Source organism: Streptomyces sp. UW30 (genome assembly GCF_008042075.1).
Classification (GTDB): domain Bacteria; phylum Actinomycetota; class Actinomycetes; order Streptomycetales; family Streptomycetaceae; genus Streptomyces.
On the sequence record NZ_RDBN01000021.1, the window covers coordinates 458,008 to 483,504 of the forward strand.

23 protein-coding genes and 2 pseudogenes are annotated in these 25,497 nt (G+C 70.9%); 14 read left to right on the top strand and 11 right to left on the bottom strand.

What is annotated here, in order from left to right:
• Position 1: 1 nt before the first annotated feature.
• From EAO75_RS12465 to EAO75_RS12475, 3 genes and pseudogenes are all read right to left on the bottom strand, one after another.
• Positions 2-586 carry a flavodoxin family protein gene (locus EAO75_RS12465; protein WP_147995099.1) on the bottom strand — a complete coding sequence of 195 codons (585 nt, stop codon included), beginning with the start codon at positions 584-586 and terminating at the stop codon, positions 2-4.
• A 181-nt stretch (positions 587-767) separates the two neighbouring features.
• A complete protein-coding gene (locus tag EAO75_RS12470; RefSeq protein ID WP_147995100.1) occupies positions 768-2,066 on the bottom strand; it encodes an amidase in 1,299 nt (432 codons plus the stop codon).
• A gap of 32 nt (positions 2,067-2,098) precedes the next feature.
• Positions 2,099-2,620: pseudogene (locus EAO75_RS12475) on the bottom strand (DUF6668 family protein).
• Positions 2,621-3,606: 986 nt separating this feature from the next.
• Between EAO75_RS12475 and EAO75_RS47235 the strand changes: the two are divergent.
• Positions 3,607-3,849 (top strand): annotated as a pseudogene (locus EAO75_RS47235) (EamA family transporter RarD); the annotation flags it as partial.
• On the opposite strand, the gene EAO75_RS45765 reads toward EAO75_RS47235, so the two are convergent.
• From EAO75_RS45765 to EAO75_RS12495, 3 genes are all read right to left on the bottom strand, one after another.
• Complete coding sequence (locus EAO75_RS45765; protein ID WP_187284410.1) at positions 3,791-4,105, bottom strand: hypothetical protein; 315 nt, start codon at positions 4,103-4,105, stop codon at positions 3,791-3,793. The pseudogene EAO75_RS47235 and the gene EAO75_RS45765 overlap by 59 nt on opposite strands.
• An 85-nt stretch (positions 4,106-4,190) precedes the next feature.
• Complete coding sequence (rarD, locus tag EAO75_RS12490) at positions 4,191-5,168, bottom strand: EamA family transporter RarD (protein WP_147995101.1); 978 nt, start codon at positions 5,166-5,168, stop codon at positions 4,191-4,193.
• A gap of 147 nt (positions 5,169-5,315) precedes the next feature.
• A complete protein-coding gene (locus tag EAO75_RS12495; protein ID WP_147995102.1) occupies positions 5,316-6,170 on the bottom strand; it encodes an SDR family oxidoreductase in 855 nt (284 codons plus the stop codon).
• 89 nt (positions 6,171-6,259) lie between these two features.
• Here EAO75_RS12495 and EAO75_RS12500 point away from each other — a divergent pair, with 89 nt between their 5' ends.
• The 3 genes from EAO75_RS12500 (at position 6,260) to EAO75_RS12510 (ending at position 7,847) form a co-directional block, all read left to right on the top strand.
• Positions 6,260-6,667, top strand: coding sequence for a winged helix-turn-helix transcriptional regulator (locus EAO75_RS12500; RefSeq protein ID WP_147995103.1), 408 nt, complete (start codon positions 6,260-6,262; stop codon positions 6,665-6,667).
• Positions 6,668-6,948: 281 nt separating this feature from the next.
• Complete coding sequence (locus tag EAO75_RS12505) at positions 6,949-7,458, top strand: DUF6082 family protein (RefSeq protein WP_410092256.1); 510 nt, start codon at positions 6,949-6,951, stop codon at positions 7,456-7,458.
• Between the two features lie 131 nt (positions 7,459-7,589).
• Positions 7,590-7,847 (top strand): hypothetical protein, encoded by a 258-nt coding sequence (locus tag EAO75_RS12510; protein WP_147995105.1) that lies wholly within the window; start codon positions 7,590-7,592, stop codon positions 7,845-7,847.
• Between the two features lie 63 nt (positions 7,848-7,910).
• On the opposite strand, the gene EAO75_RS12515 is transcribed toward EAO75_RS12510, so the two are convergent.
• The 5 genes from EAO75_RS12515 to EAO75_RS12535 form a co-directional block, all read right to left on the bottom strand.
• Positions 7,911-8,990, bottom strand: coding sequence for a 2-oxoacid:ferredoxin oxidoreductase subunit beta (locus tag EAO75_RS12515; protein WP_147995106.1), 1,080 nt, complete (start codon positions 8,988-8,990; stop codon positions 7,911-7,913).
• Entirely contained in the window at positions 8,983-10,914 is a 1,932-nt protein-coding gene (locus EAO75_RS12520; RefSeq protein ID WP_147995107.1) for a 2-oxoacid:acceptor oxidoreductase subunit alpha, read from the bottom strand. The genes EAO75_RS12515 and EAO75_RS12520 overlap by 8 nt, the downstream gene beginning before the upstream one ends.
• A gap of 272 nt (positions 10,915-11,186) precedes the next feature.
• Complete coding sequence (locus tag EAO75_RS12525; RefSeq protein ID WP_315987032.1) at positions 11,187-11,846, bottom strand: response regulator transcription factor; 660 nt, start codon at positions 11,844-11,846, stop codon at positions 11,187-11,189.
• Positions 11,847-12,354: 508 nt separating this feature from the next.
• Positions 12,355-13,734: a sensor histidine kinase gene (locus EAO75_RS12530; RefSeq protein WP_147995109.1), complete on the bottom strand. Its 1,380-nt coding sequence runs from the start codon at positions 13,732-13,734 to the stop codon at positions 12,355-12,357.
• A gap of 123 nt (positions 13,735-13,857) precedes the next feature.
• Entirely contained in the window at positions 13,858-15,066 is a 1,209-nt protein-coding gene (locus EAO75_RS12535) for a sensor histidine kinase (RefSeq protein ID WP_187284411.1), read from the bottom strand.
• Positions 15,067-15,345: 279 nt separating this feature from the next.
• Between EAO75_RS12535 and EAO75_RS12540 the strand changes: the two genes are divergently transcribed.
• The 10 genes from EAO75_RS12540 to EAO75_RS12585 are packed head-to-tail and all read left to right on the top strand — an operon-like array spanning position 15,346 to position 25,441.
• Complete coding sequence (locus EAO75_RS12540) at positions 15,346-15,777, top strand: NADH-quinone oxidoreductase subunit A (protein ID WP_147995110.1); 432 nt, start codon at positions 15,346-15,348, stop codon at positions 15,775-15,777.
• A complete protein-coding gene (locus EAO75_RS12545; protein WP_147995111.1) occupies positions 15,768-16,451 on the top strand; it encodes an NADH-quinone oxidoreductase subunit B in 684 nt (227 codons plus the stop codon). The genes EAO75_RS12540 and EAO75_RS12545 overlap by 10 nt, the downstream gene beginning before the upstream one ends.
• The gene (locus EAO75_RS12550; protein WP_147995112.1) at positions 16,448-17,833 is read left to right on the top strand and encodes an NADH-quinone oxidoreductase subunit C; all 1,386 of its coding nucleotides are present in this window, start codon (positions 16,448-16,450) and stop codon (positions 17,831-17,833) included. Before EAO75_RS12545 ends, EAO75_RS12550 begins: the two co-directional genes overlap by 4 nt.
• Complete coding sequence (locus EAO75_RS12555) at positions 17,830-18,798, top strand: complex I subunit 1/NuoH family protein (RefSeq protein ID WP_030947592.1); 969 nt, start codon at positions 17,830-17,832, stop codon at positions 18,796-18,798. Before EAO75_RS12550 ends, EAO75_RS12555 begins: the two co-directional genes overlap by 4 nt.
• Positions 18,799-18,800: 2 nt before the next feature.
• The gene (locus EAO75_RS12560; protein WP_147995113.1) at positions 18,801-19,361 is read left to right on the top strand and encodes a NuoI/complex I 23 kDa subunit family protein; all 561 of its coding nucleotides are present in this window, start codon (positions 18,801-18,803) and stop codon (positions 19,359-19,361) included.
• A 17-nt stretch (positions 19,362-19,378) separates the two neighbouring features.
• Entirely contained in the window at positions 19,379-19,960 is a 582-nt protein-coding gene (locus EAO75_RS12565) for an NADH-quinone oxidoreductase subunit J (RefSeq protein ID WP_187284417.1), read from the top strand.
• Positions 19,960-20,349, top strand: a complete 390-nt coding sequence (gene nuoK, locus EAO75_RS12570) for an NADH-quinone oxidoreductase subunit NuoK (protein WP_147995115.1) — start codon at positions 19,960-19,962, stop codon at positions 20,347-20,349. Before EAO75_RS12565 ends, nuoK begins: the two co-directional genes overlap by 1 nt.
• Positions 20,346-22,340, top strand: a complete 1,995-nt coding sequence (locus EAO75_RS12575; protein WP_147995116.1) for an NADH-quinone oxidoreductase subunit L — start codon at positions 20,346-20,348, stop codon at positions 22,338-22,340. Before nuoK ends, EAO75_RS12575 begins: the two co-directional genes overlap by 4 nt.
• A 6-nt stretch (positions 22,341-22,346) precedes the next feature.
• Entirely contained in the window at positions 22,347-23,921 is a 1,575-nt protein-coding gene (locus EAO75_RS12580) for a NuoM family protein (protein ID WP_147995117.1), read from the top strand.
• The gene (locus EAO75_RS12585; protein ID WP_147995118.1) at positions 23,918-25,441 is read left to right on the top strand and encodes an NADH-quinone oxidoreductase subunit N; all 1,524 of its coding nucleotides are present in this window, start codon (positions 23,918-23,920) and stop codon (positions 25,439-25,441) included. Before EAO75_RS12580 ends, EAO75_RS12585 begins: the two co-directional genes overlap by 4 nt.
• The last annotated feature ends 56 nt before the right edge of the window (positions 25,442-25,497 follow it).

Genomic DNA, 25,497 nt, shown 5'->3' on the forward strand with positions numbered 1-25,497 from the left:
TTCAGTCGTTCTCGTACGGGAAGCGCGCGAGCGGCGCCTCCTGCGCGAAGAACGTCTTCGCCCGGGTCAGCGCCTCGGCGTCGGCGAGCACGTCACCGGGCTTGCTGCCGTTGCCGAGCAGCACCCCGCCGAAGCGCATCCGCAGGTAAGCGGCGGAGTTGCTGAGCGTCCCGACCAGGGGGTCGGCGACCTCCTGCTCCTCGTGCGCGAGCGCGGTGACGCCCCACAGGGTGCGCCCGGCCATGGTCGCCTTGAAGTCGATGCCGGGTGTGCGCAGCCAGCCCGACCAGTAGTCGAGGTAGCGCTTGACGGGGGCGGACACCGAGTACCAGTACAGCGGCGAGGCGATCACGACGTCCGTCGCCGCGAGGGTGGCGTCGAGGAGCAGCGCCACGTTCCCCTGCGTCGGGCGCACATGGTCGGTGTCGTGCCGCAGGTCCTCGAAGTCGGGCAGCGGATGGGCGGACAGATCGATCCACTGCTGCTCGACATCCTCGGGCAGCTGCTCGGCGGCCCTGCGGGTCAGCAACTCGGTGTTGCCGTCGGAACGGCTGCTGCCGAGGACGAACAGGAAACGGCGGGTCATGGTTCCCCCAGACAGTGGGCCGGCGCAGCGGCCCGGTGGTCGGCGTACGACAACTAATCGCATGTGCATTATATGCGTACGCATGTAGCTGTCCAGGGGGTACCCCGGTTGCCGCGGAACCCGTGGAGCCGGCGGGGCGGGCGGGGCGGGCGGGGCCACCGGGATCACCAGGGCCCCGGGATCACCAGGCCCCGATGTGCCCCTCGGCCGCGCCCGCGACGCTCAGCAGCAGCGACTCCCCGCCGTGCGCCGCCACCAACTGGAGCCCGACCGGGCAGCCGTCGGGCCCGAACCCCGCCGGGATGCTGATCGCCGGATGCCCGCTCAGATTGAACGCCCAGGTGAGCGCGGTGGAGTAGCGCTCGCCGGGACCTTCGTGACCGTGCGGCGGGATGGGGGCGGTCGGCGTCATCAGCAGCTGGGCGTCGGCGAAGAGGTCGGCCAGGCGGCGGTCGTTCGCGGCCCGGATGCGGTGGACCTCGGGGGTCGGCCCCGCGCCCGGGGTCCGCAGGGCGAGCCACGCCGGAGCCGGGTCGTGCAGGCGCAGCGCGGTGCGCGGGCGCGCCGGCCGAAGCACCCCGGCCTCGGTGAGGCGTACGGCGACGGCATGGGCGACGGCGACGACATCCGGGTCGGGGGAGTCGAAGCCGAGGTCGGGGGACCATACGGCGGTCGGGGCGTCGTAGGGAACGGCCAGGCTGTGTTCTTTGGCGGAGCCGGAGCTGGAGCCGCGTGCCATGTCGGAGCCGGAGCCGGAGCCGGAGCCGGAGTCGGAGCCGGAGCCGCGTGCCATGTCGGCCGTCTGCGTGCCGTCCCCTGTCACCGCGCCGGACATCACTCTCCAGTACGCCGCCGCATCCCCCACGCACCGCGTCAGCACCCCCGGCACCATGAGCCCCGTGGGGTCGCTCGACGGCAGCCGGCCGTTGCCGACCTTCAGGCCGACGATCCCGCACCACGCCGCCGGGATCCGTACCGACCCGGCCCCGTCGTTCCCGGTCGCGAGCGGCACCAGGCCCGCCGCCACGGCCACCGCGGAACCGGCCGAGGAGCCGCCCGGCGTACGGTCGTGGCGCCACGGGTTGACCGTACGGCCGTACCGCCCGAGTCCCCAGGTCTGCCAGACGGTTCCCGGTCCCGGCACGGACGTCGCCCCCACCGCCACACACCCCGCCGCGAGCAGGGGACCCGCCGTCCGCAGGCCCCGCCGCCCCTTGACCGCGATCGGTACGCCGGCCAGCGGCAGCCGCTCACCCTCCCCCAAGCTCTCGACTCCGCTCGAGCAGGAGCCTCCACCGACTCGCGCGTCCACTTCGGCGGCCTGCCGAAGGGCCTCCTCGGGCCACACCTCGATGAAGGCGGACAGGGCGGGGTCGGCCTGCTCGATCCGGTGGAGGGCCTGCGCGACGACGTCGACAGCCCGCAGGGTCCGTGACCGTACGGCGGACGCGATCTCCACGGCCGAGAGGGCGTCTGGCATGGCAGCGGGGGCGGAGGCGGGTGGCACGGGCGTCAGCGAGCCCGCGCGGTCAGCCGCGCCAGCGCCTCGGCCTCCCTGGGCGGCTGCCCGCTCAGATCGCCGAGCCGCCAAGCGGGCACCCACGGCACCCGGTACACGTCGATCACCGACTCGATCACCTTGACGTGCTCGGCGAGCGGTCGCGGAAGGCGTCCCGGCGCGTCCGCGACCAGCACGACGGCGTCGAGATCGAGCCCGTACGGAGCCTCCCCGCGCCGGAAGACCTCCAGGGCGTTCAGGACGGCCGCCAGCCCTGCCGCATGGGTGCGGGCCACCAGCAGCACCTACGGCGGACCGGCGGGTCCGGGCCAGTCGCGTCCGCAGTCGTGGCCGCCGTAGACCGAGGCGAGCGTGGAGACACCGGCCCCGCCGTGCACGCCGACCCAGGAGAACCGCCCGCGTGTGAAGGCGGTGGGGGAGGGCGCCGGCTCCTGCGGCAGGGCCACCGGGCCGCGGATCCAGATCTCAGGCCCCGGCTGCGGCCGCTCCTGCTGTACGCGCATGTCAGTCCCCATGCCCGCACTCCTCCCTCGTCACGCCATCGATCTTCGCGCCTGGCATGGACACGCTGTGACGTGGCACAAGCTCCTGGAACGAGTCTGTGACGCCACGGTGACGCCGGTACCGTGCGCGGCCGGAGAGACTCGAGATTACGTGTACGACGTGTCCGACCTGTACAACCGGACCTGGACGCCGGGGAAGCGGAACCCGACGGCGAGAGGGAGCACCATGGAACCCGAACGCGTCGTCCTGGAACTCCCCCGACACATGCGAGTGAGGGAAGCGATGCCTCGACTGAGCCGCGCGAAGAAGCGGGAACAGAAACGCGCCGACACCGCGGCCTCCGTGACCGCGCCGATCGACGTGCATGTCCCCGTCGCCGGTCCGGGCGCGGGCGGTGCGTCGATCGGCGGCGTCCCCGTCGCCGCGGCCCCGGGCGAGGAGATCCAGTACGTCGTCCTGACCCACCTCCAGCGCATCGCCCTCGCCGCCGGCCACGCCGTGCACGCCACCGTCCACGACGAGCGCATCGGTTACGTCGTCCCGCTGCTGGTCGAGGCCGACGGATCCAGCCGCTTCACCGCCGAGCCCGTCCGGACGGCTCCGCCGCCGCCCCCGGCGCTCGGGCATGCCGTACGGCCCGCGCTCCCCGCGGCGCCCGCCCCTGCGGCGAGCGACCCCGCGCCGGACACCGAGCCCCCCGGGGACCGGTTCACCCAAGTCCTACGACCGCTGCCGGGCCCGGCGCAGGACTCCTCGCCCACCTTCCGGCTGCGTCCCCTGCCCGAGCCGGTGCAGGACGCCGCCCCCGGCACGGTCGCGCCACCGCTGGGCGAGTTCGGCCCACCGCCACGCATGGACGCCTCCGCGGTCCGCCCCGCCGTCACGGCTTCGTTGATCCGCGCCATCGGCTCGGCGAACGGGGAGGTATCAGCGGTGGCACCGGGCGGCGCATCACCGAGGACGACGGCTTCGGCGACCGCGTCGAAGCCGCGGGGCGACCGTCGGGTACGGCCGGCCGCCGTGGATCTCCCTCGTCCTCGCCTTCTCCTTCGCCACCTACGGGCTCGTGAAGAAGAAGGTCAATCTCGGCGGCGTGGAGTCGCTGGCCGCGGAGACCGCGATCCAGTTCCTGCCCGCGGTCGGGTATCTGGCCTGGCTGACGGCACAGGGGAAGTCGACCTTCACCACGGAGGGGCTCGGGCACGCGACGCTGCTCGCAGCCGCCGTCCCAGTCCGGTGCCGCTGTCCTTGTCGTACGGGTCGTCCGGATGCCGTACGGCCACCAGGTCCCGGAAGGCGAGCCGGGCGTGGAACTCGACGGCGGCGTCCCGCGGCAGCGCGCCGAGCTCCAGCAGCCGCTCGATGAGGGCGTTGTTGTCCTCGACCTCGTAGTGCAGCGCGGCGGCCCAGAAGTCGGCCTGGGACTGGGGGTTGGCGGAGTCGATGACGAGCTTGAAGTGCAGGGGCGTAGGGGTGGCGCCGGATTCCTGAGTCATGCGACCACTCATAGGCCGTACGGGAGCCGGGGCGCAATGGGAATCGCCGGTCGGCGGACCGGGGTCGCCCACCGGCGCTCGCGTGTCAGGCGTCCACGGCGGCGGACGCCGGCTTCTCCCGGTCGCCGCCCGGCTGCGAAAGCCCCTGCGGGACGCTGATCGCGGCCACCCTGGCCCGCCGCGCCGCGCGCCACGCGTCCGCCGTGAGCAGCGTCAACGCCAGCCAGACCAGCGCGAACCCGGCCCACCGCTCGGTCGGCATGGCCTCGTGGAAGTACAGGACACCGATCAGGAACTGGAAGACCGGCGCCAGGTACTGAAGCAGCCCCAGTGTCGAGAGCGGCACCCGGATCGCCGCCGCGCCGAACAGGACCAGCGGCAGCGCGGTGACGGCGCCGGCGGCCGCGAGCAGCGTCGCGTGCCCGAGCCCCTCCGTGGTGAAGGTCGACTTCCCCTGTGCCGTCAGCCAGGCCAGATACCCGACCGCGGGCAGGAACTGGATCGCGGTCTCCGCGGCCAGCGACTCCACGCCGCCGAGATTGACCTTCTTCTTCACGAGCCCGTAGGTGGCGAAGGAGAAGGCGAGGACGAGGGAGATCCACGGCGGCCGGCCGTACCCGACGGTCAGCACGACCACCGCGCTGAAGCCGACGCCGACCGCCGCCCACTGCACCGGCCGCAGCCGTTCCTTCAGGAGCAGCACGCCCATGGCGATGGTGACGAGCGGATTGATGAAGTACCCGAGCGAGGCCTCGACGACATGGCCCGAGTTCACGGACCAGATGTAGACGCCCCAGTTGACGGTGATCACGGCCGAGGCCACGGCGACCAGCGCGAGGCGCCGCGGCTGCCGTATCAGCTCACCCGCCCAGGCCCAGCGCCGTACGACGAGGAGTGCGGCCGTCACGAAGACGAGGGACCAGGCCATCCGATGGGCGAGGATCTCGACCGACCCGGCGGGTTCCAGCAGCGGCCAGAACAGCGGGAACAGTCCCCAGATCCCGTACGCCGCGAAGCCGTTCAGCAGACCTATGTGCCGCTCGCCCTTGGACTTCCCGGTCACGGCCCCTCCTTCGTGCCCTCACGTGCCGCGTCCCTACGTCGGCCCGCACGAAGGTAACGCCGAAAGCCCCCGCGTGTCATGCCCGTATCGCCATACGGTCATGACAGGCAGGGGCTGGGGCGCCCGGGTCGCACCGGGGAACGCGGGTCAGCCCTTCAGTGCGGCCGAGACCGCCTCGGCGAGTGGCGTGGTCGGACGCCCCGCCAGACGGGACAGGTCCCCGCTGTCGACGACCAGCTCGCCCTTCTCGACGGAGGCGTCCACCCCGGCGAGGATCGCGGCCAGGGACTCCGGCAGTCCGGCGCCGGCCAGGATGCCGGTGAGGACCTCGCCGGAGACGGGGTTCTCGGCGATCTCCCGGCCGGTCTGCCGGCTCAGCTCGGCGGCGTACTCGGCGAAGCTCCAGGCGACGTCGCCGCCCAGCTCGTACGTCTTGTTCTCGTGCCCCTCGCCGGTCAGTACGGCGACGGCGGCGGCCGCGTAGTCGGCGCGCGAGGCGGAGGAGACGCGGCCGGTGCCGGCGGCGTGGGTGACGGCGCTGTGCTCCAGGACCGGGGCGAGGTTCTCGGTGTAGTTCTCGTGGTACCAGCCGTTGCGCAGCAGCGCGTACGGCAGCCCCGACTCCAGCAGCGCCTTCTCCGTGCCGCGGTGGTCGTCGGCGAGGGCGGCGGTGAGGCTGCCGGGGGCGCTGGTGTAGGCGAGCAGGGCGACGCCGGCGGACTTGGCGGCGTCGATGACGACCTTGTGCTGGCCGACCCGGTCGTTGCCGACCTCGCTGCCGGATATGAGCAGCACCTTGTCGCCGGCCGCGAACAGTCCGTCGAAGGTCTCGGGGGTGTTGTAGTCCGCGACGGCGAGCTTCACGCCCCGTTCGGCGAGGTCGGCGGCCTTCTCGGGGGTGCGGACGATGGCGGTCACCTGGCCGGCCGGAACCTTCTCCAGCAGCTGCTCCACGACGTGGCGGCCCAGGTGTCCGGTGGCTCCGGTGACGACGATGCTCATGATCAGAACTCCTTGTGGGGTGCGGTGTCACTAACCCTAGGAGCGGCACTAACTCAGCGAAAGTACCCACTTTGAAGTAAGGTACTGGCATGACGGTAAGTGGCGTGGAGAGCGCGACGGCAAGCAAGTACTACGTCGGCGAGCAGATGTGTCCGCACCGGCTGGTCCTGGAGCACGTCACCAGCCGCTGGGGCGTCCTCGTCCTGATCCAGCTCCAGGAGCGGCCCTTCCGCTTCAGCGAGCTGCGCCGTGCGATCGGCCGGGTGAGCGAGAAAATGCTGACCCAGACCCTCCAGATCCTGGAACGCGACGGCCTCGTCCATCGCGACGCCAAGCCGGTGATCCCCCCGAGGGTCGACTACTCCCTCACCGATCTGGGCCGCGAGGCGGCGGAACAGGTGCGCGCGCTGGCGCTGTGGACCGAGCAGCGGATGGGTGAGGTGCAGAAGGCGCGCGAGGTGTACGACGCGCGAAAAGGCGGCTCTGAGCAGGGATGACGCGGGCGCTCGGGCTTCGTCGGCAGGAATGCCCACGGCGCCTGGGGGCACACATATGTCAGGGCGTTGGTCGACATGCGAGACACGTCCTTCCATGCGCCCCCTTTCCGCCTCCCACGCCGCCTTTGACGGGCGGGCAATGTGGATGCGGAGTGCTACGCCCACCCGTGTGCCGACTCGCGCTGCCACCGCATGGCGCACGCTCACTGGACCCAGGGGGTTGCCTTGACATGGCCACACAGACTCCGGCCGCCCGGCCCAGCAGGATCGGTTCTGCGGTAATGCTGGCACTCGGTTTCGTGCGTGCGCCGTTCAGCCGTGGCCGTCGCCGGCGTCAGGAGGAACTCATGCTGGAACTGTTGCGCCAGCTGACGCAGATGACCGAGGAGGTGCGCCGGGCGAATCTGATCCAGCAGTACCGCCTCTCCGTGGAGCAGATGGATCGAGCGATCGACGATCCGGCGCTGGCTGCGGCCATGAGCACGCTGACGGGGCTCTCCGAGCGCAGACGCCGGCAGATGCTCTTCTCCAACCGTCAGTACGGGGTGCTTCTGATGGCTCACCGCGTGGGTGTCTACGACTGGGACGAGCTCGTCGGGCACCTGCGTGTCCTGTGCCGCAACGAAGTGTTCGCGGAGTACTGGGCCTCCACGGTCGAGCATCGGCGCAGCGTCCCCGACGAGTCCCTCGAAAGCCGCGTCGGGTCGGTCGTGGACGGGATGTTGGAGGACTTACGGGACGATCCGGATGAATGGTGGGTCGTAGGCCCCGTTCCGGAGTCGCAGGAATGAGTGTGAGGGGGGTCACATTCAGGGGCGCGTCCCATGTAAGATCCAGAGCACTGTGAACCCGAGGGGCGTCACTCATCGAGTGGCGCCCCTTGAGACGTGGGGCTGCGCGGCCCCGAGAGGGGAGCGCTCAGGTGCGCGACGAAGTCTCGCCGTTCCGAATCATCCGTCGGATTGGGGACGCTCCTGCCTTGCGGGGGAGTGGAACCGGCGAGACATGTCCGGACCTGTTCGAACTCAGCAACGGCGATTTCGCAGTCATCGGCACCGAGGCCACGGCCGACCTCGACCCTCACCTTCCCTCGGACGCGGCCCGGGCGGACTACGAGCGCATTGTTGTCATCACGCGTGACACCCTCATCCGCGCCAAGAGGGACATCCCCGACGCCTGACGCAGAGGGCCTGGACGCCGTAGTGCGCCCAGGCCTTTCGTCATGCCGTCGATCAGCCGCTGGTCAGCCGACCACCGTCCAGGTGTCCCCACCCGCCAGCAGCGCTGCCAGGTCCCCCTTGCCGTTCTGCTCGATCGCCGAGTCCAGCTGGTCGGCCATCTGTGTGTCGTACACCGGGCGGTCCACCGCGCGGAACACGCCGATCGGGGTGTGGTGCAGGGTGTCCGGGTCGGCCAGGCGGGACAGGGCGAAGGCCGTGGTCGGGGACGCGGAGTGGGCGTCGTGGACCACGATCTGCGACTCGTTCTCCGGCGTCACCGTGACGACCTTCAGGTCACCGGTCTGCGCGTCGCGGACCACGCCGCGTCCGCCGTCGGTGCCGAAGCGGATCGGCTGCCCGTGCTCCAGGCGGATCACCGCCTCCTCCGCCTGCTGCCTGTCCTTCAGGACCTCGAAGGCGCCGTCGTTGAAGATGTTGCAGTTCTGGTAGATCTCGATCAACGCCGTACCCCGATGGGCCGCCGCCTCGCGCAGCACCTGGGTGAGGTGCTTGCGGTCGGAGTCGACCGTGCGGGCCACGAAGGACGCCTCCGCGCCGATCGCGAGGGACACCGGGTTGAAGGGCGCGTCCAGCGACCCCATCGGCGTCGACTTGGTGATCTTGCCGACCTCGGAGGTCGGGGAGTACTGGCCCTTCGTCAGGCCGTAGATCCGGTTGTTGAACAGCAGGATCTTGAGGTTGACGTTGCGCCGCAGGGCGTGGATCAGGTGGTTGCCGCCGATCGACAGCGCGTCGCCGTCACCCGTGACCACCCACACCGACAGATCCCGGCGCGATGTCGCCAGGCCGGTGGCGATCGCCGGGGCGCGGCCGTGGATGGAGTGCATCCCGTACGTGTTCATGTAGTACGGGAAGCGGGACGAGCAGCCGATGCCCGAGACGAAGACGATGTTCTCCTTGGCCAGCCCCAGCTCCGGCATGAAGCCCTGGACCGCGGCCAGGATCGCGTAGTCACCGCAGCCGGGGCACCAGCGCACTTCCTGGTCGGACTTGAAGTCCTTCATGGACTGGCGGGCCTCGGCCTTGGGGATGAGCGAGAGTGCCTCGATCGTGCCCGTGCCTTCCGTGGACGTCTCAGGCATCGATGGCCTCCTTGAGAGCCTTGGCAAGCTGTTCCGCCTTGAACGGCATACCGTTGACCTGGTTGTACGAGTGGGCGTCCACCAGGTACTTCGCCCGGACCAAAGTGGCGAGCTGGCCGAGGTTCATCTCGGGGATCACCACCTTCTCGTAGCGTCCGAGTACCGCGCCCAGGTTGCGCGGGAACGGGTTCAGATGGCGTAGATGCGCCTGCGCGATCGACTCGCCCGCGGTGCGCAGGCGGCGTACGGCGGCCGTGATCGGGCCGTACGTCGATCCCCAGCCCAGCACCAGCGTCTTCGCCTCGTGCGGGTCGTCGACCTCCAGGTCCGGCACCTCGATGCCGTCGATCTTGGCCTGGCGGGTGCGGACCATGAAGTCGTGGTTGGCCGGGGCGTACGAGATGTTGCCCGTGCCGTCCTCCTTCTCGATGCCGCCGATCCGGTGCTCCAGGCCCGGGGTGCCCGGGATCGCCCACGGCCGGGCGAGGGTCTGCGGGTCGCGCTTGTACGGCCAGAAGACCTCGCTGCCGTCCTCCAGGGTGTGGTTCGGGCCCTGCGCGAACTGCACGGTCAGATCCGGCAGCTCGTCCAGCTCCGGGATCCGCCAGGGCTCGGAGCCATTGGCCAGATAGCCGTCCGACAGCAGCATCACCGGAGTGCGGTACGTCAGCGCGATCCGCGCCGCCTCCAGAGCCGCGTCGAAACAGTCGGCCGGAGTGCAGGGGGCGACGATCGGGACGGGTGCCTCGCCGTTGCGCCCGAACATCGCCTGGAGCAGGTCCGCCTGCTCGGTCTTGGTCGGCAGGCCGGTGGACGGCCCGCCCCGCTGGATGTCGATCACCAGCAGCGGCAGCTCCAGGGAGACCGCGAGGCCGATGGTCTCCGACTTCAGCGCCACGCCCGGGCCGGACGTCGTCGTCACCGCCAGCGAGCCGCCGAAGGCCGCCCCCAGCGCCGCGCCGATGCCCGCGATCTCGTCCTCGGCCTGGAAGGTCCGTACGCCGAAGTTCTTGTGCCGGCTCAGCTCGTGCAGGATGTCCGAGGCCGGGGTGATCGGGTACGAGCCCAGATAAAGCGGCAGGTCCGCCTGGCGGGACGCGGCGATCAGCCCGTAGGACAGCGCCAGGTTCCCGGAGATGTTCCGGTACGTGCCGACCGGGAAGGCCGTCGTCGCCGGGGCGATCTCGTAGGAGACGGCGAAGTCCTCGGTCGTCTCGCCGAAGTTCCAGCCCGCGCGGAAGGCGGCGATGTTGGCGGCCGCGATGTCGGGCTTCTTGGCGAACTTCGACTTCAGGAACTTCTCGGTGCCCTCGGTCGGGCGGTGGTACATCCAGCTCAGCAGGCCCAGCGCGAACATGTTCTTGCTGCGCTCGGCCTCCTTGCGGGTGAGGTCGAACTCCTTCAGCGCCTCGACCGTCAGAGTCGTCAGCGGCACCGGGTGGAGGCTGTATCCGTCGAGCGAGCCGTCCTCCAGCGGAGAGACGTCGTAGCCCACCTTCTGCATCGCCCGTTTGGTGAACTCGTCCGTGTTGACGATGATCTCCGCGCCGCGCGGCACATCGCCGAGGTTGGCCTTCAGGGCCGCCGGATTCATCGCCACCAGCACGTTCGGCGCGTCGCCCGGGGTCAGGATGTCGTGGTCGGCGAAGTGCAGCTGGAAGGAGGACACGCCCGGCAGGGTTCCGGCAGGAGCGCGGATCTCGGCGGGGAAGTTCGGCAGCGTCGACAGGTCGTTGCCGAAGGACGCCGTTTCCGAGGTGAAGCGGTCGCCGGTGAGCTGCATACCGTCGCCCGAGTCCCCCGCGAATCGAATGATCACTCGGTCCAGCCGGCGAACGTCCTTCGTCGTCCCTGCCGGTTTGCGCTGCTCTCCCACGACGGCTTCGTCGGCCTGCTCGGATGGGCTACTGACCTGGCTGGTCACTGAACTGGACCTCCTTCGAGGCGGCTGTCTGGGCATGGCCTTCCCGCAAGCCTTCCCAGGATCAACCCTACGTCCGTAAAGGTCGCCCTCCCCGGGCCATTCGCATGACGGACATGGATGTGAAGCGGTTCGCCACCCTGACTTGTCATGGTTCACACGCCCCCCGGCGCTGCTTTTGAAGACGCTCCCTGTTGTTTGTTCGGTTGCCGTATTCGCATCCGTCCGGTGGACGCCGGAGCGGTCACCCACCTGACTGACACGGAGGCGGCCCGTCAGGACTTCAGGTAGGTGAGGACCGCGAGTACGCGTCGGTGATCCCCGTCGCTCGGGGACAGCCCGAGCTTGAGGAAGATGTTGCTGACGTGCTTCTCGACGGCGCCGTCGCTCACCACCAGCTGCCGGGCGATGGCGGAGTTGGTCCGCCCCTCGGCCATCAGCCCCAGGACCTCGCGCTCGCGTGGGGTGAGCCCCGCGAGGACGTCCTGCTTGCGGCTGCGGCCCAGCAGCTGGGCGACGACCTCCGGGTCCAGCGCCGTACCCCCCTGGGCCACCCGCACCACCGCGTCCACGAACTCACGGACCTCGGCCACCCGGTCCTTGAGCAGATAGCCGACCCCTCTGCTGGAGCCGGCCAGCAGCTCCGTGGCGTACCGCTCCTCCACGTACTGCGACAGCACGAGCACTCCGAGTCCTGGGTGGACCTTGCGCAGCAGCACGGCCGCCCGCACCCCCTCGTCGGTGTGCGTCGGCGGCATCCGCACGTCCGCGACCACCACGTCCGGCAGCTCGCCCTGCCCGTCCAGCTCCGTGATGGTCTTCACCAGCGCGTCGCCGTCCCCTACCCCCGCCACGACCTCATGCCCACGGTCGGTCAGCAGCCGGGTCAGTCCCTCCCTGAGCAGCACCGAATCCTCGGCGATGACCACCCGCACCCTGTCCTCCACGATCCCCGGCCCCCCGAGCCTTGGCGTTCGGCCGAGCGCGCCCCGGCCCTGTCGTCCCTCGCGACCTCAGTATCCCGCGATCGGCTCTTCCGCACCGGGCCTGTGGATAACCTGCCGGCCGCAGTTCGGATCGCGTGGGCACGAAGGGGGCGAATTGGGGGCGCAAGCTCAGGGGGTACTTGCGAACAAACGGAAAGCCGGCGCTGGGAAGTCCGGCAGTAGGAGAGTCGGCGCCGGCACCTGAAAGCCCGGCGCTTGGAAGGCCGGCCACACCGGAGAACGGTTTCACCGGCCACACCGGAGAACGGTTTCAAAGGGGAACCCGGTATACGGAATCCCGGCATACGGATCCGGCATACGGAATCCCGGCCTACGGATTCGGCATACCGAATCCGGCCTACGGACCAGGCCCACGGAATCCGGCACACGGAAATCCGGCCCCTGAACCAACCGGAGCCGGATCCGCACCTGAGCGGGCCGAACGGCACACCCGGAACTACACGGTCCGCCAGGGCAGCTCCGCCGTTATCCGAGTCGGCCCGCCGACCGGCGAGTCCACCACCAGAATTCCGTCCACCGAGTCCAGCCGCTCCGCCAGCCCGGACAGGCCCGAGCCCCCGGAGGTCGCCGCGCCGCCGACGCCGTTGTCCACGACCTGCAGCATCAGCCGGTTCTCCACCCGCCACACATCCACGGCCGCCCACGTGGCCCGCGAATGCTTGCTGATGTTCTGCAGCAGCTCCGACACCGTGAAGTACGCGATCCCCTCGATCGCCGGCACCGGCCGCTCCGTCAGGTCGACCTGGACCTCCACCGGCACCGTGCACCGCGAGGAGACCGCCGACAGGGCCGCGTCCAGACCGCGGTCGGTCAGGACCGCGGGATGGATGCCACGCGCCAGATCGCGCAGCTCCTGCAGCGCCGTCTTCACCTCGCCGTGCGCCTCGTCGACCATCCGGGCCGCCGCCTGCGGGTCCTCCGTCAGCTTCTCCTTCGCCAGGCCCAGATCCATGGCCAGGGCAACCAGCCGGGCCTGGGCGCCGTCGTGCAGGTCGCGCTCGATGCGCCGCAGGTCGGCAGCGGCCGTATCGACCACCACACCGCGGTCGGACTCCAGCTCCACCACGCGCGTGGCCAGCCGCGACGGCCCGAGCAGGCCGTGCACCAGCAACCGGTCCACCGTCGTCAGCGCCCGCACGATCCAGGGCGTGGCCAGCGTGAACAGCAGGCCCACCAGCGCGGTGACGGTGATCTCGAAGGGGTTGTCGAGGTAGAAGCGGTGCGTCTCGTCGCCGTAGATCTGAAGACCGTCCTGGCCGGCCCACATCGGGAAGACCCAGAACCACAGCGGATACGTCAGCAGCGCCCAGCCGTACACCCACACGTTCAGGGCGACGACGAACGAGAAGACCGCCCACGGGAAGTGCAGCACCGCGTACAGCAGGGCCCGCCACGACGTCCCGCTCTTCAGGATGGCGCCCATCCAGCCCATGAAGCCGCGCTTGCGCATCCGCAGCGGCTCCGGCTCGGCGACCTCCAGGTCCAGCAGCGCACGCGCGCGTGCCCGCTCCAGCGCCCCGAAGCCGCGGCAGCCGGCCAGGCCCGCCGCCAGCACCGGGATGCCGAGGAACGTCACCAGCAGGCCCACGCCCAGCGACACCATCGTGATGGCGTACACGAACAGCACGATGCTGATCGGCAGGCTCAGCAACACATACCCGAACTCGCGCCAGCTGCGCCCCTCGAACGGCGCCCGCAGCCCGGCCGGCAGCCGGTGCCGCCGCTCGCCGCCGTGCTCGGGAAGGCCGTGCTCGGGAAGGCCGCGCTCGGGGAAACCGAGCCCTTGCCCGTAACCCTGTCCGTACTCCGTGGCCATCGGCGTCGTCCGTTCTCCTCGTCCCGTCAGCCCCGCCGGGGCTGTGCCGTCGTACCTCCACCCTCCTCGACCACAGGTCCGCGGAACATGGAGGCCGTCGGCGTCTTGAACGGGGGGTTTTCCCTACCCCTGCCCTGCGGTGCGGTCCCGCCAGGGCAGCTCGGCCGTCACCGTCGTGGGGCCGCCCTGCGGCGACTCGATGACGAACAGTCCGTCCACGGCGTCCAGCCGGTCGGCGAGCCCGCGCATGCCCGTGCCGCCGTCGAGGCGTGCGCCGCCCCGGCCGTCGTCCCACACCTGGATGAGCAGCCGGTCGTCCGACCGCCACACGTCGACCGACGCCGACTTCGCCCCGCTGTGCTTGCTGACGTTCTGAAGCAGCTCGGAGACGGTGAAGTAGGCGATGCCCTCGATGGCAGCGGCCGGTCTGGACGGCAGGTCGGCGGTCACCTTCACGGGCACCGTGCAGCGCGAGGCGACCGCCGACAGGGCGGCGTCCAGGCCGCGGTCGGTCAGGACGGCCGGGTGGATGCCGCGCGCCAGATCACGCAGCTCCTGGAGTGCGAGCTTCACCTCGCCGTGCGCCTCCTGGACCATCGAGGCCGCGGCGTCCGGGTCCTCCAGGAGCTTCTCCTTGGCCAGGCCCAGCCCCATGGCGAGGTTGACCAGGCGGGCCTGCGCGCCGTCGTGCAGATCGCGCTCGATGCGCCTCAGGTCGGCGGCCGCCGTGTCCACGACGACCCCCCGGTCTGACTCCAGTTCGGCGATACGGCGCTCCAGCTCGTCGGAGGGCGACAGCAGGCCGCGCACCATCGCCCGGTCCGCGTTCGTCAGGCCCCGCGCGATGAACGGCAGCACCGGCCACAGTACGAACAACGAGGTCAGCGCGATGACGAAGGTGAGAATGCCCCAGGGCAGGCGGATGAAGTCGTACAGGATCGTGCGCCAGCCGACCGGGTCCTTCAGCGCCATCCACAGCTGCGGGAAGAAGCCGTCCTTGCCGCCGCGCAACGGCAGCGGACTCGGCTCGGCCACCTCCACGCTCAGCAGCGCACGCGCGCGTGCGCGCTCCATCTTGCCCAACTGCCGTGCGCCCACCAGGCCCGCCGCCAGCAGCGGGAAGCCGATCACCGTCAACGTCAGCAAGGCACCGGTGAACAGCACCACCGCGACATAGGTGAAGCCGAGCAGGGCCAGCGGAAGGTTCGCCAGGAGGTGCGCGATCTCCTTCCAGGTCTGCCGGTCGTAGGCGAAACGGGCCGGTGGCAGCGGTGGCTGCTCGCGTTCGGACCGCCGTGAGGCGTCCCACGAAGGGCTGGGGCGTTCGGTCATATGGGCTAGCGTGCCGCGCGGCGGGCCGCCGCGCCATGGAGCGGGCCGCCGAGATCTCCGGGGGAAAACCCCACCCCGTGACCGACCGGGCAGCACATCCCCGCGTCTCGACGAGATCTCAACGCGTGACGGGCTGCTTACGGTCTCTTTAGCAGGGCCTAGACTCCCGTGCGTACAGATCGTCGAACAGGGTGTTCACGCGATCACATATCGCAGGACACTGGTCCCAGGGCCTCTTCCTGGGGCATCGGTCACGAGGTCAGGGAGCGAGGGGCGGACGTGTCGGACCAGACCGTCGTCGTCGCGGCGGACGCGCAGGCCGGGCGCCACATGGTCGTCGCGGCGGACTACTTCCAGTCCTACTCGGTCGTCGGACTGCTCGCCCTCGTCGGCGTGCTGTTCGTCGCCGTCGCGTTCGGAGCGGGCCGCCTGCTGCGCCCCGTGGTCCCCACGCCCGAGAAGCTCATGACGTACGAGTGCGGCGTCGACCCCGTCGGCGAGGGCTGGGCGCACACGCAGGTCCGGTACTACGTCTACGCCTTCCTCTACGTGATCTTCGCCATCGACTCGATCTTCCTGTTCCCCTGGGCCACGGTCTTCGCCGACCCGGGCTACGGCGCGACCACGCTCGTCGAGATGTTCATCTTCCTGGGCTTCCTGGCCGTGGGCCTGCTCTACGCATACAAGAAGGGCGTCCTGGCATGGACGTGACGCCAGACACCGAGGGGCAGCCGGTACTGCTGCCGGAGCCGAAGCGGCTGGGCGCACTGGCCCGTCTCGCGCCGGAGCCGATGAAGGTGATCCTGAACTGGGGCCGCCGCTATTCGCTCTGGGTCTTCAACTTCGGCCTCGCCTGCTGCGCGATCGAGTTCATCGCCGCGTCGATGGCCCGCCACGACTTCATCCGCCTCGGCGTGATCCCCTTCGCGCCCGGCCCCCGCCAGGCCGACCTCATGGTCGTCTCGGGCACGGTGACGGACAAGATGGCCCCGGCCGTCAAGCGGCTGTACGAGCAGATGCCCGAGCCGAAGTACGTCATCTCCTTCGGGGCGTGCTCCAACTGCGGCGGACCGTACTGGGACTCCTACTCCGTCACCAAGGGCGTCGACCAGATCATCCCGGTCGACGTCTACGTCCCCGGCTGCCCGCCGCGCCCCGAGGCGCTGCTCCAGGGCATCCTGAAGCTCCAGGAGAAGATCGCGCGGGAGTCGCTGGGGGAGCGGTACGGCAGCGGGACGGCGCGGCCGTCGGCGGCGGCGTTGCAGAGCGGGTTGGTGCGGGGGCCGCAGGTGCCGGGTGCGGATGGTGCCGGTGGTTCGAGTGACGCCGGTGGTGCCGGTGCGACCGGTACGGGCGCCACGGGCTCGGGGGAGGCCGCCCGATGACGACGATCGGCTGGCTGCCCGCCCCTGTCGAGGACCTCTTCGGTCCGGAGGCGACGGCCGAGGAGTCGTACGAGGTCCTGACGGTCGACGTACCCCCGGCCTCCTGGATCGCTGCGCTTGAGGCGGCCCGCGACGAGTTGGGCTGCACCTACTTCGACTGGCTGAGCGCGGTCGACGAACCGGGCACGGGTTTCCGCGTCGCGGCCCACGTCGCCGCCCTTTCTCCGGTACGGCGCCTGCTGGTCCGTACGACGGTCCCGCACGAGGCGCCGACGCTGCCCTCGGCGGTGGGCGTCTACGCGGGCGCGGCCTGGCACGAGCGGGAGACGCACGAGATGTTCGGCGTGGTGTTCTCCGACCACCCGGCCCTTGACCACCTGCTCCTCCCGGACAACTTCGAGGGCCACCCCCTGCGCAAGGACTTCGTCCTGGCGGCCCGCGTCGTCAAGGCCTGGCCCGGCGCCAAGGAACCCGGCGAGTCCGAGCACGGCGGCCCCAAGCGCCGCCAGATGCTCCCGCCCGGCGTCCCCGACCCGAACGAATGGGGCCCTCTGAAGGGCCAGCTTCCCCCTGCCCCGGCCCGCCCGGCCCGTGCCGCGGGCCGCGCAGCGGGAGACCGCCCGGCCCGAGCGGCCGGCGATCGGCCGGCACGGGCAGCGGGCGAACGACCGGTGCGTCGTGCTCGTACGGCGGCGGAGGGTTCGGCGAGTCAGGCGGTGCCGGAGGCCGGGGCGGCGGAGGGTGCTGCGCCTGCGCGTCGTGCTCGTACGGCGGCGGAGGGTTCGGCGAGTCAGGCGGTGCCGGAGGCCGGGGCGGCGGAGGGTGCTGCGCCTGCGCGTCGTGCTCGTACGGCGGCCGAGGGTTCGGCGAGTCAGGCGGTGCCGGAGGCCGGGGCGGCGGAGGGTGCTGCGCCTGCGCGTCGTGCTCGTACGGCGGCCGAGGGCTCGGCGAGTCAGGCGGTGCCGGAGGCCGGGGCGGCCGAGGGCACCACTCCTCCGTCCGGCCCTCGCCGCTCGCGCAGCGCCTCGCAGGGCTCGGCGAGCCAGAGGACCACGCCGGACGCCGCGGCACCGGAAGCCGCCGCCCCTGACAAGTCGGCGCCCGAATCTGCCGTACCTGACGAGTCGGCGCCCGACACGGCCACGTCCGAGGCGGCGCCCCCCAAGGCGCCCCGCAGCCCGGACGCCCCGTGGCACCACGCCCGTCCCGCCTTCGACGAGCCGGAGCCGGAGCCCGAGCGCCCGTCCGAGTCCGAGCCGGAACCGGAGTCGGCACCCGCGCAGTCCGCCGGCGGTGAGCCGGCGACCACCGCCGAGCCCGCCCCTGATGCAGACCCCGCAGACCCCGCAGACCGCGACGACTCCGCAGGAGGCCCGCAGTGAACGACGCGCTCGACGTCACCCTGCGACTCCTGATCGTCTTCGTCGTCTTCCTCACCTTCCCCCTGATCATCGGCCAGACCGAGCACAAGGTGATGGCCCACATGCAGGGCCGCCTCGGCCCGATGTACGCCGGTGGCTTCCACGGCTGGGCCCAACTCGTCGCCGACGGCGTGAAGTTCGCGCAGAAGGAGGACGTCGTCCCGGCCGGCGCCGATCGCCGTATCTTCCAGCTCGCCCCCGCCGTGGCGCTCCTGCCTTATCTGCTCGTCCTCCTCGCCATCCCCATCGGCCCGAGCGAGGGCGCGGTCGGCGAGGTCATCGACGCGGGCATCTTCTTCGTCCTCGCCGTGATGGGCGTGGGCGTCCTCGGCTCGCTCATGGCCGGCTGGGCGTCCGCCAACAAGTTCTCCCTCCTCGGCGGCCTGCGCACCGCCGCCCAGCTCCTCGCCTACGAACTCCCGATGCTGCTCACCGCCGCCTCCGTGGCGATGGCGGCCGGCACCGTCTCCCTCCCCGGCATCCTCGACGCCTTCGAGTGGTGGTGGCTGCCCTGGCAGATCGTCGGCGCGATCGTCTTCTTCGTCGCCGGACTGGCCGAACTCCAGCGCCCGCCCTTCGACATGCCGGTCGCCGACTCGGAGATCATCTTCGGCGCCTACACCGAGTACACCGGCCTGCGCTTCGCCCTCTTCCTCCTTGCCGAGTACGCCGGAATCGTCGTCCTGTGCGGCCTGACCACCGTCCTCTTCCTGGGCGGCTGGCACGGCCCCTGGGGTGCCGACGGCCTCGGCTGGGTCTGGACCCTGCTGAAGACGGCAGTCCTCGCCTTCATCGTGATCTGGCTCCGCGTCACCTACCCCCGACTGCGCGAGGACCAGCTCCAGAAGCTCTCCTGGACCCTGCTCGTCCCCCTCTCCCTCGCTCAGATCGCCCTCACCGGCGTCGTCAAGGTGGTGATCCAGTAACCATGGCCCCCATTCCTGGAAGCGGCCTGGCCAAGGGCCTGGCCGTCACCCTCCGCACGATGACGAAGAAGTCCGTCACCGCGCAGTACCCGGACACCCAGCCCGACCTCCCGCCCCGCACCCGCGGTGTGATCGGACTGTTCGAGGAGAACTGCACGGTCTGCATGCTCTGCGCCCGCGAGTGCCCCGACTGGTGCATCTACATCGACTCCCACAAGGAGACCGTCCCGGCCGCCACCCCGGGTGGCCGCGAGCGCAGCCGCAACGTCCTCGACCGCTTCGCCATCGACTTCGCCCTGTGCATGTACTGCGGTATCTGCATCGAGGTCTGTCCTTTCGACGCCCTGTTCTGGTCCCCGGAGTTCGAGTACGCCGAGACCGACATCCGCGAGCTCACCCACGAGCGCGACAAGCTCCGCGATTGGATGTGGACGGTCCCGGCCCCACCCGCTCTCGACCCCGGCGCGGAGGAGCCCAAGGAGATCGCCGCCGCCCGCAAGACCGCCGAGAAGCTGGCGGCCGCGCAGGCCGAGCCGACCGAGCCGCAGGAGGGCGAGTCGTGAGCCCCACCTCCGCCGCGCTGACGACGGCCGCGGACACGCACGGCTTCCTCTCCCCGACCGGCGTCGAGATCGCCTTCCTCCTCGTCGGCCTGGTCACCTTCGGCGCCGCCCTGGTCACCGTCACCACCCGGCAGCTGGTGCACGCCGCCCTGTGGCTGGTGGTCACGCTCGGCGGGCTCGCCGTCGAGTACCTCCTGCTCACCGCCGAGTTCATCGCCTGGGTGCAGGTCCTGATCTACGTCGGTTCCGTCGTCGTCCTCCTTCTCTTCGGTCTGATGCTCACGAGGGCCCCCATCGGCCGCTCTCCGGACGCCGACTCCGGCAACCGCTGGGTCGCCCTCACCGTGGCCGTCGCCGCCGCGGCCACCCTGGTCTGGGTGGTCGTCGACGCCTTCCGCACGACCTGGATCGACCTCGACGGCCCCGCCGCCGGCTCCACCCGGGCCACCGGCGAGAGCCTCTTCCAGAACTGGGTCCTCCCCTTCGAGGCCCTCTCCGTCCTCCTCCTCGCCGCTCTGGTCGGCGCGATCGTCCTGTCCCGTAAGGCGAAGGAGACCGCCCCCGAGCCCGGCGCCCCGAGCGAGAAGGAGCCGAGCTGATGCATCTCGCCTATCCCGCCGTACTCTCCGCCCTCCTCTTCTGCACCGGCCTGTACGGCGTCCTCGCCCGCCGCAACGCGATCCTGGTCCTGATGTCCGTCGAGCTCATGCTCAACGCCGTCAACCTCAACCTGGTCGCCTTCGACGTCTGGCTCAGCAAGGCCGCCGAGGAGACCCTGCACTCCGGCCAGGCCCTGACCCTGTTCACCATCACCGTCGCCGCCGCCGAGATCGGCATCGGCCTGGCGATCGTCCTCGCCGTCCACCGCAACCGCGGCACCGCCGACATCGACAAGCTCCGCGACACCGCCGAGGGCCACGAGACCGACGGCCCCGACCACGACGCCCTCACCACCGGGCAGGCCGAGAAGGCTGAGGCCACCGCGTGACCACGACCACCCTCGCCGCGCTCGTCCCCCTCCTTCCTTTCCTCGGCGCCGCGGCCGGCCTGCTCCTGGGCCGTACCGCCCCCGGCTTCGTCCGTCCGCTCGCCGTCCTGCCGACGCTCGCGTCCCTGGTGCTGGCGGCGGTCGTCGCCGTGCGCCAGGGCGGCGACCAGGCGATCAACGCCGCCACCGAGCTCACGCCCACCGGCTCGGTCCCGATCGAACTCGCCCTGTACATCGACGGCTTCGCCGCGCTGGTCGCCGTACTCGTCGGCGTCGTCGCCACCTGCGTGCAGATCTACTCGACGGGCTACCTGCGCGAGGACCCGCGCTACCCCTCCTACGCCGCGCTCGTCTCCCTGTTCACCTCAGCGATGCTGCTCGTCGTCTACTCCGGCGACCTGATGGTGCTGCTGGTCGGCTGGGAGATCATGGGCATCTGCTCGTACTTCCTGGTCGGCCACTACTGGGAGACCCCGGAGGCCCGTGCCGCCTCCATCAAGGCCTTCCTGGTGACCAAGCTCGGTGACGTCCCCTTCCTCATCGGTCTGTTCGCACTCGCCACCGACGCCGGGTCCTTCCGCATCACGAGGATCCTCGACACCGTCGCGAGCGGCGGACTCGACAACCCGACGCTGGTCGCCCTGCTGCTTCTCGCGGGCGTGGCGGGCAAGTCGGCGCAGTTCCCGCTGCACACCTGGCTCCCCGACGCGATGGCGGGCCCGACGCCCGTCTCCGCGCTGATCCACGCCGCGACGATGGTCGCCGCCGGTGTCTACTTCGTCGCCCGACTCCTTCCGGTCTTCGAGGCATCCCAGGCCGCGATGATCGTCCTCGCCGCGATGGCCGCCGTCACGATGATCGGCTCCGGTCTCGCCGCGCTCGCCCAGGACGACATCAAGCGCGTCCTCGCCTACTCGACGATCGGCCAGCTCGGCTACATGACCGGTGCGCTCGCCGTCGCCGACCGCGGTGCCGCCGTCTTCCACCTCCTGTCCCACGGCGCCTTCAAGGCGCTGCTGTTCCTCGCGGCCGGCGTGATCATCCACGCCGCCGGCACCAACTCGCTGGCCGCCATGTCCCGCATGGGCCACCTGCGCGACCGCGTCCCGGACGCCTACTGGACGATGACCGTGGCGCTCCTCGCGCTCGCCGCGATCCCGCCGTTCAGCGGCTTCTTCTCCAAGGAGTCCGTCCTCGGCGCCGCCGAGCACGTCGCCACCGGCCACACCGAGCACGCCCCCGGCGCCACGGGCTGGCTCGTCCTCGTCTCCGGCCTGCTCACGGCCCTGCTCACCGCCGCGTACGCGATGCGCCTGTGGCTGCTGGCCTTCCGCGGCCGGGGCGCCGAGGCCCCCGACCACGGCAGGCAGCCGCTGACGATGACCGTGGTGCTGTGGGTACTCGCCGTGCCGTCCCTCGCCGTCGGCGGGCTTGCCTACCGCGTGCTGCCCGACTGGTTCGACGGCCGCGACCTCGCCCCGACCCTCACCACCTCCGTCCTCGGCACGGGCGTTGCCCTCGTCGGCGGCATCGTCACCTACGCGGCCTGGCGGCACACCACGGCGGTGGCGGCGCGCGTCCCGCTGGGTGCGGACGCGGCCCACCCCGAGGGTGATGCCGGCCAGGTCGAAGCCGAGGCCATCGCCAGCCACGCACCCGTGTACGGGGGAGTGGCCTACGCACCCGACCCGGCGGACCCCGGCCGGCTGCTGCTCGGCCCACTGCACCGCCACGCCGCCGTCGGCTTCCACCTCGACGCCGTGTACCGGGTGCTGTTCGTCCGTCCGGTCCAGGCCGGCGCGAGTCTCGTCCGGTTCCTCGACCGCGAGGTCGTCGACACCTACGTACGCGGCGCGGGCGCCCTACCCCGCTGGCTCGGCATCGCCGTACGGCGCGCCCAGACCGGCAATGTGCAGACCTATGTGAGCGCGCTGCTCGCCGGCACCGTCGTCCTCGCGGTCGCCGCCGTCCTCGTCGCCACGGGAGCGTGAGCAGGCGTGATCGATATCAACGAGTCCGTGATGCAGTTCCTTCTGGCGTTCGTCGTCGTCGGCCCGCTCCTCGGCGCCGCCGCCGCTCTCCTGCCCGCCCCGCCCGGGCTGAAGGGGAAGTCTCCCGAACAGGCCGTGCTCCGGCACGGCGTCACCGTCACCGGCGCGGTGCTCATCGCGGCGATCGTCCTCGCGCTCGGCTTCGACCACGACCAGCCGTCGAAGATGCAGGCCAGCACGGACATCAGCTGGATCCCCGCACTCGACGTGCGCATCCACCTCGGCATCGACGGCATTTCTCTCCCCCTTGTCGTCCTGACCGCGCTGCTGACCTTCCTCTGCGCGCTCTACTCGTACTTCAAGATGCCGTCGGGCCCGACCCCGAAGGCCTTTGTCGCGCTGGTGCTCGTCCTGGAGTCCGGCACCCTCGCCACCTTTGCCGTCCTCGACCTGCTCCTCTTCTTCCTCGCCTTCGAGATGGTCCTCATCCCGATGTACTTCCTCATCGCCCGCTGGGGCGGCGAGGGCCGCGCCGCGGCCGCCTGGAAGTTCATCCTCTACACGCTGCTCGGATCCGTGGTCATGCTGCTCGGCCTGCTCCTGATCGGAATCAAGGCGGGCACATTCGACATGGTGGCACTCGCCACTGACAACGGCCGGTCACTGACCACATCCGTGCAGGTCATCGCCGTTCTTTCGATCGGGCTCGGGCTCGCGGTCAAGACGCCGATGTGGCCGTTGCACAGCTGGCTGCCCGACGCCCACACCGCCGCCCCGACCGTCGGCTCGGTCCTGCTGGCCGGCGTGCTGCTGAAGATGGGTACGTACGGATTCGTCCGCATCCTGCTACCGATCACCCCCGACGGCTTCGCCGACTTCGCGCCCTACCTCGCCGCCTTCGCCGTCGTCGGGATCATCTACGGATCGCTGGCCTGCCTCGCCCTCGCCAAGCAGGGTGCGAAGGGCGACCTCAAACGCCTCATCGCCTACTCCTCGGTCGGCCACATGGGCTTCGTCCTGCTCGGCATCGCCACGATGACCCCGACCGGCGTGAACGGCGCCCTGTTCGCCAACATCGCCCACGGCCTCATCACCGGCCTCCTCTTCTTCCTGGTCGGCGCGCTGAAGGACCGTACGGGGACCACCGACCTCGACACCCTCGCCGACAAGACCGGCGCGGCCCTCTACGCCAAGACACCCCGCCTCGGCGGCCTGCTCGCCTTCGCCGCGGTCGCCTCGCTCGGGCTGCCGGGGCTCGCCGGGTTCTGGGGCGAGATGCTCGCGCTGTTCGGAGCGTTCGACCCTGCGGCCGAGCTCAGCCGCCCGGCCTTCCTCACCTTCATGGCGATCGGCGCCTTCGGCACCCTGCTCACGGCCGCGTACCTGCTGGTCGTGGTCCGCCGCGTCTGCATGGGCGCCGCGCCCCAGGAGGCCCCGAAACTCGCCGACGTCCAGAGCTACGAGTTCGCGGCCTGGACCCCGCTCGTCGTCCTCACCGTCGTCGCCGGACTGTGGCCGAAGACCCTCCTCGGCCTGACCGACCCGGCCGTGCAGCAGCTCCTCGCAGGAGGCACCCGATGAGCTCCCTGGCCCAGCCGATGGCCGCGAACCTCGTCCAGTCCGTCGACTGGCTCGCCATCGCGCCGCCCACCATCGCGGCGGCGGTCGGACTCGTGGTCCTCGTCGCCGACCTGTTCATCGCGGAACACAAGAAGGCGGTGCTCGGCTGGACGTCCGTGGCTGGCCTGGCTGCCGCCGTACTCCTGCTGCTGCCCCTCCTGGACGGGGACCGCTCCACGTTCTGCCTGGCGGGCGACGCCGGCCTGTGCAGCTACACGGCCGACCGCTTCACCCTCGTCATCCAGTTCCTGGTCCTCGGCGGCGCACTCCTCGCGGCCCTCCTGTCCGTCACCGCGCTCAAGGACGCCAACAAGCAACTCCCCGAAGGGGAGTTCTGGTTCCTGCTGCTCTCCTCCGCCGCCGGAGCCGCCCTACTGCCCGCCTCCCGGGACCTGGCGACCCTCATCGTCGCCCTGGAAGTCGCCTCGCTTCCCGCCTTCGCGCTCGTCGGCCTGCGCCACGGCGACCGCAAGTCCTCCGAAGCCGCCCTGAAGTTCTTCCTGTCCTCGGTCACCGCGACCGCGGTCAGCCTCATGGGCATCAGCTTCGTGTATGCCTCCACGGGCACCCTCTACCTCACACAGATCGCCGACCGCGTCCAGAACGTCGACGGACAGCTCCAGACCCTCACCCAGACCGGAGTCGTCCTCACCCTGGTCGGCTTCGCCTTCAAGACGGCCGCCGTGCCCTTCCACTTCTGGGTACCGGACACCTACGTAGGGGCGCCGCTGCCGATCGCCGCCTACCTGTCGGTCGTCGGCAAGGCGGTCGGCTTCACCGGGCTGATCCTGGTCACCGTCATCATGCTGCCGTCGTACGCCGACGTCTGGGGCCCCGCCCTCGCGGCGCTCGCGGCCCTCACCATGACCGTCGGCAACGTCGGCGCCCTGCGCCAGCAGGCCACGCGCGCGTACAGCGCGGTACGCCTGCTCGCCTGGTCCTCCGTCGGCCAGGCCGGCTACCTCCTGGTGCCGATCGCCGCCGCCGCGTACTCGGACGACGCCGAGCGCTCCATCGGCTCCACCGTCGCCTACGCCCTCATGTACGCCGCCGTGAACCTCGGCGCCTTCGCGGTGGCCGCACTCGTCGGCCGCACGAAGACCCTCAACCGCATCAGCGACTACCGCGGCCTGTACGCGCGCAACCCCCTGTCAGCCCTGATCCTGGCCTTCTTCCTGCTCTGCCTCGCCGGACTCCCGCCGGGCATCATCGGCCTCTTCGCCAAGGTCACCGTCTTCTCCGCCGCCGTGGACGCCGGGCTCGGCTGGCTGGCCGTGGTCATGGCCGTCAACGTCGTGATCGCGCTGTTCTACTACCTCCAGTGGACGGCCCTGCTGTTCCGCGCCCCCGAGGGCGAGCCCGTCAGGTACCTCGCCCCCGCACCGCTCACGGCCGCGATGGCCGTCACCGGGGTCGTCGGCATCGTCCTGTCCGGGGCCCCCCAGCTGATCCTGCGGTTCGCCGACACCGGACTCTTCTGAGCCCTGGCGCCCAGCCCTGGGGCGTTCCGCACGCGCGCGCGTGGGACGACCTGCCT

Bases quoted from the DNA above. Each gene is read 5' to 3' on its own strand.
- EAO75_RS12470 (WP_147995100.1), bottom strand. From the start codon at position 2,066: ATGCCAGACGCCCTCTCGGCCGTGGAGATCGCGTCCGCCGTACGGTCA.
- EAO75_RS12500 (WP_147995103.1), top strand. From the start codon at position 6,260: ATGACGGTAAGTGGCGTGGAGAGCGCGACGGCAAGCAAGTACTACGTC.
- EAO75_RS12505 (WP_410092256.1), top strand. From the start codon at position 6,949: ATGCTGGCACTCGGTTTCGTGCGTGCGCCGTTCAGCCGTGGCCGTCGC.
- EAO75_RS12560 (WP_147995113.1), top strand. From the start codon at position 18,801: ATGGCCCCCATTCCTGGAAGCGGCCTGGCCAAGGGCCTGGCCGTCACC.
- EAO75_RS12465 (WP_147995099.1), bottom strand. From the start codon at position 586: ATGACCCGCCGTTTCCTGTTCGTCCTCGGCAGCAGCCGTTCCGACGGC.
- EAO75_RS12535 (WP_187284411.1), bottom strand. From the start codon at position 15,066: ATGACCGAACGCCCCAGCCCTTCGTGGGACGCCTCACGGCGGTCCGAA.
- EAO75_RS12530 (WP_147995109.1), bottom strand. From the start codon at position 13,734: ATGGCCACGGAGTACGGACAGGGTTACGGGCAAGGGCTCGGTTTCCCC.
- EAO75_RS12495 (WP_147995102.1), bottom strand. From the start codon at position 6,170: ATGAGCATCGTCGTCACCGGAGCCACCGGACACCTGGGCCGCCACGTC.
- EAO75_RS12545 (WP_147995111.1), top strand. From the start codon at position 15,768: ATGGACGTGACGCCAGACACCGAGGGGCAGCCGGTACTGCTGCCGGAG.
- EAO75_RS12515 (WP_147995106.1), bottom strand. From the start codon at position 8,990: ATGCCTGAGACGTCCACGGAAGGCACGGGCACGATCGAGGCACTCTCG.
- EAO75_RS12585 (WP_147995118.1), top strand. From the start codon at position 23,918: ATGAGCTCCCTGGCCCAGCCGATGGCCGCGAACCTCGTCCAGTCCGTC.
- nuoK (WP_147995115.1), top strand. From the start codon at position 19,960: ATGCATCTCGCCTATCCCGCCGTACTCTCCGCCCTCCTCTTCTGCACC.
- EAO75_RS45765 (WP_187284410.1), bottom strand. From the start codon at position 4,105: ATGACTCAGGAATCCGGCGCCACCCCTACGCCCCTGCACTTCAAGCTC.
- EAO75_RS12550 (WP_147995112.1), top strand. From the start codon at position 16,448: ATGACGACGATCGGCTGGCTGCCCGCCCCTGTCGAGGACCTCTTCGGT.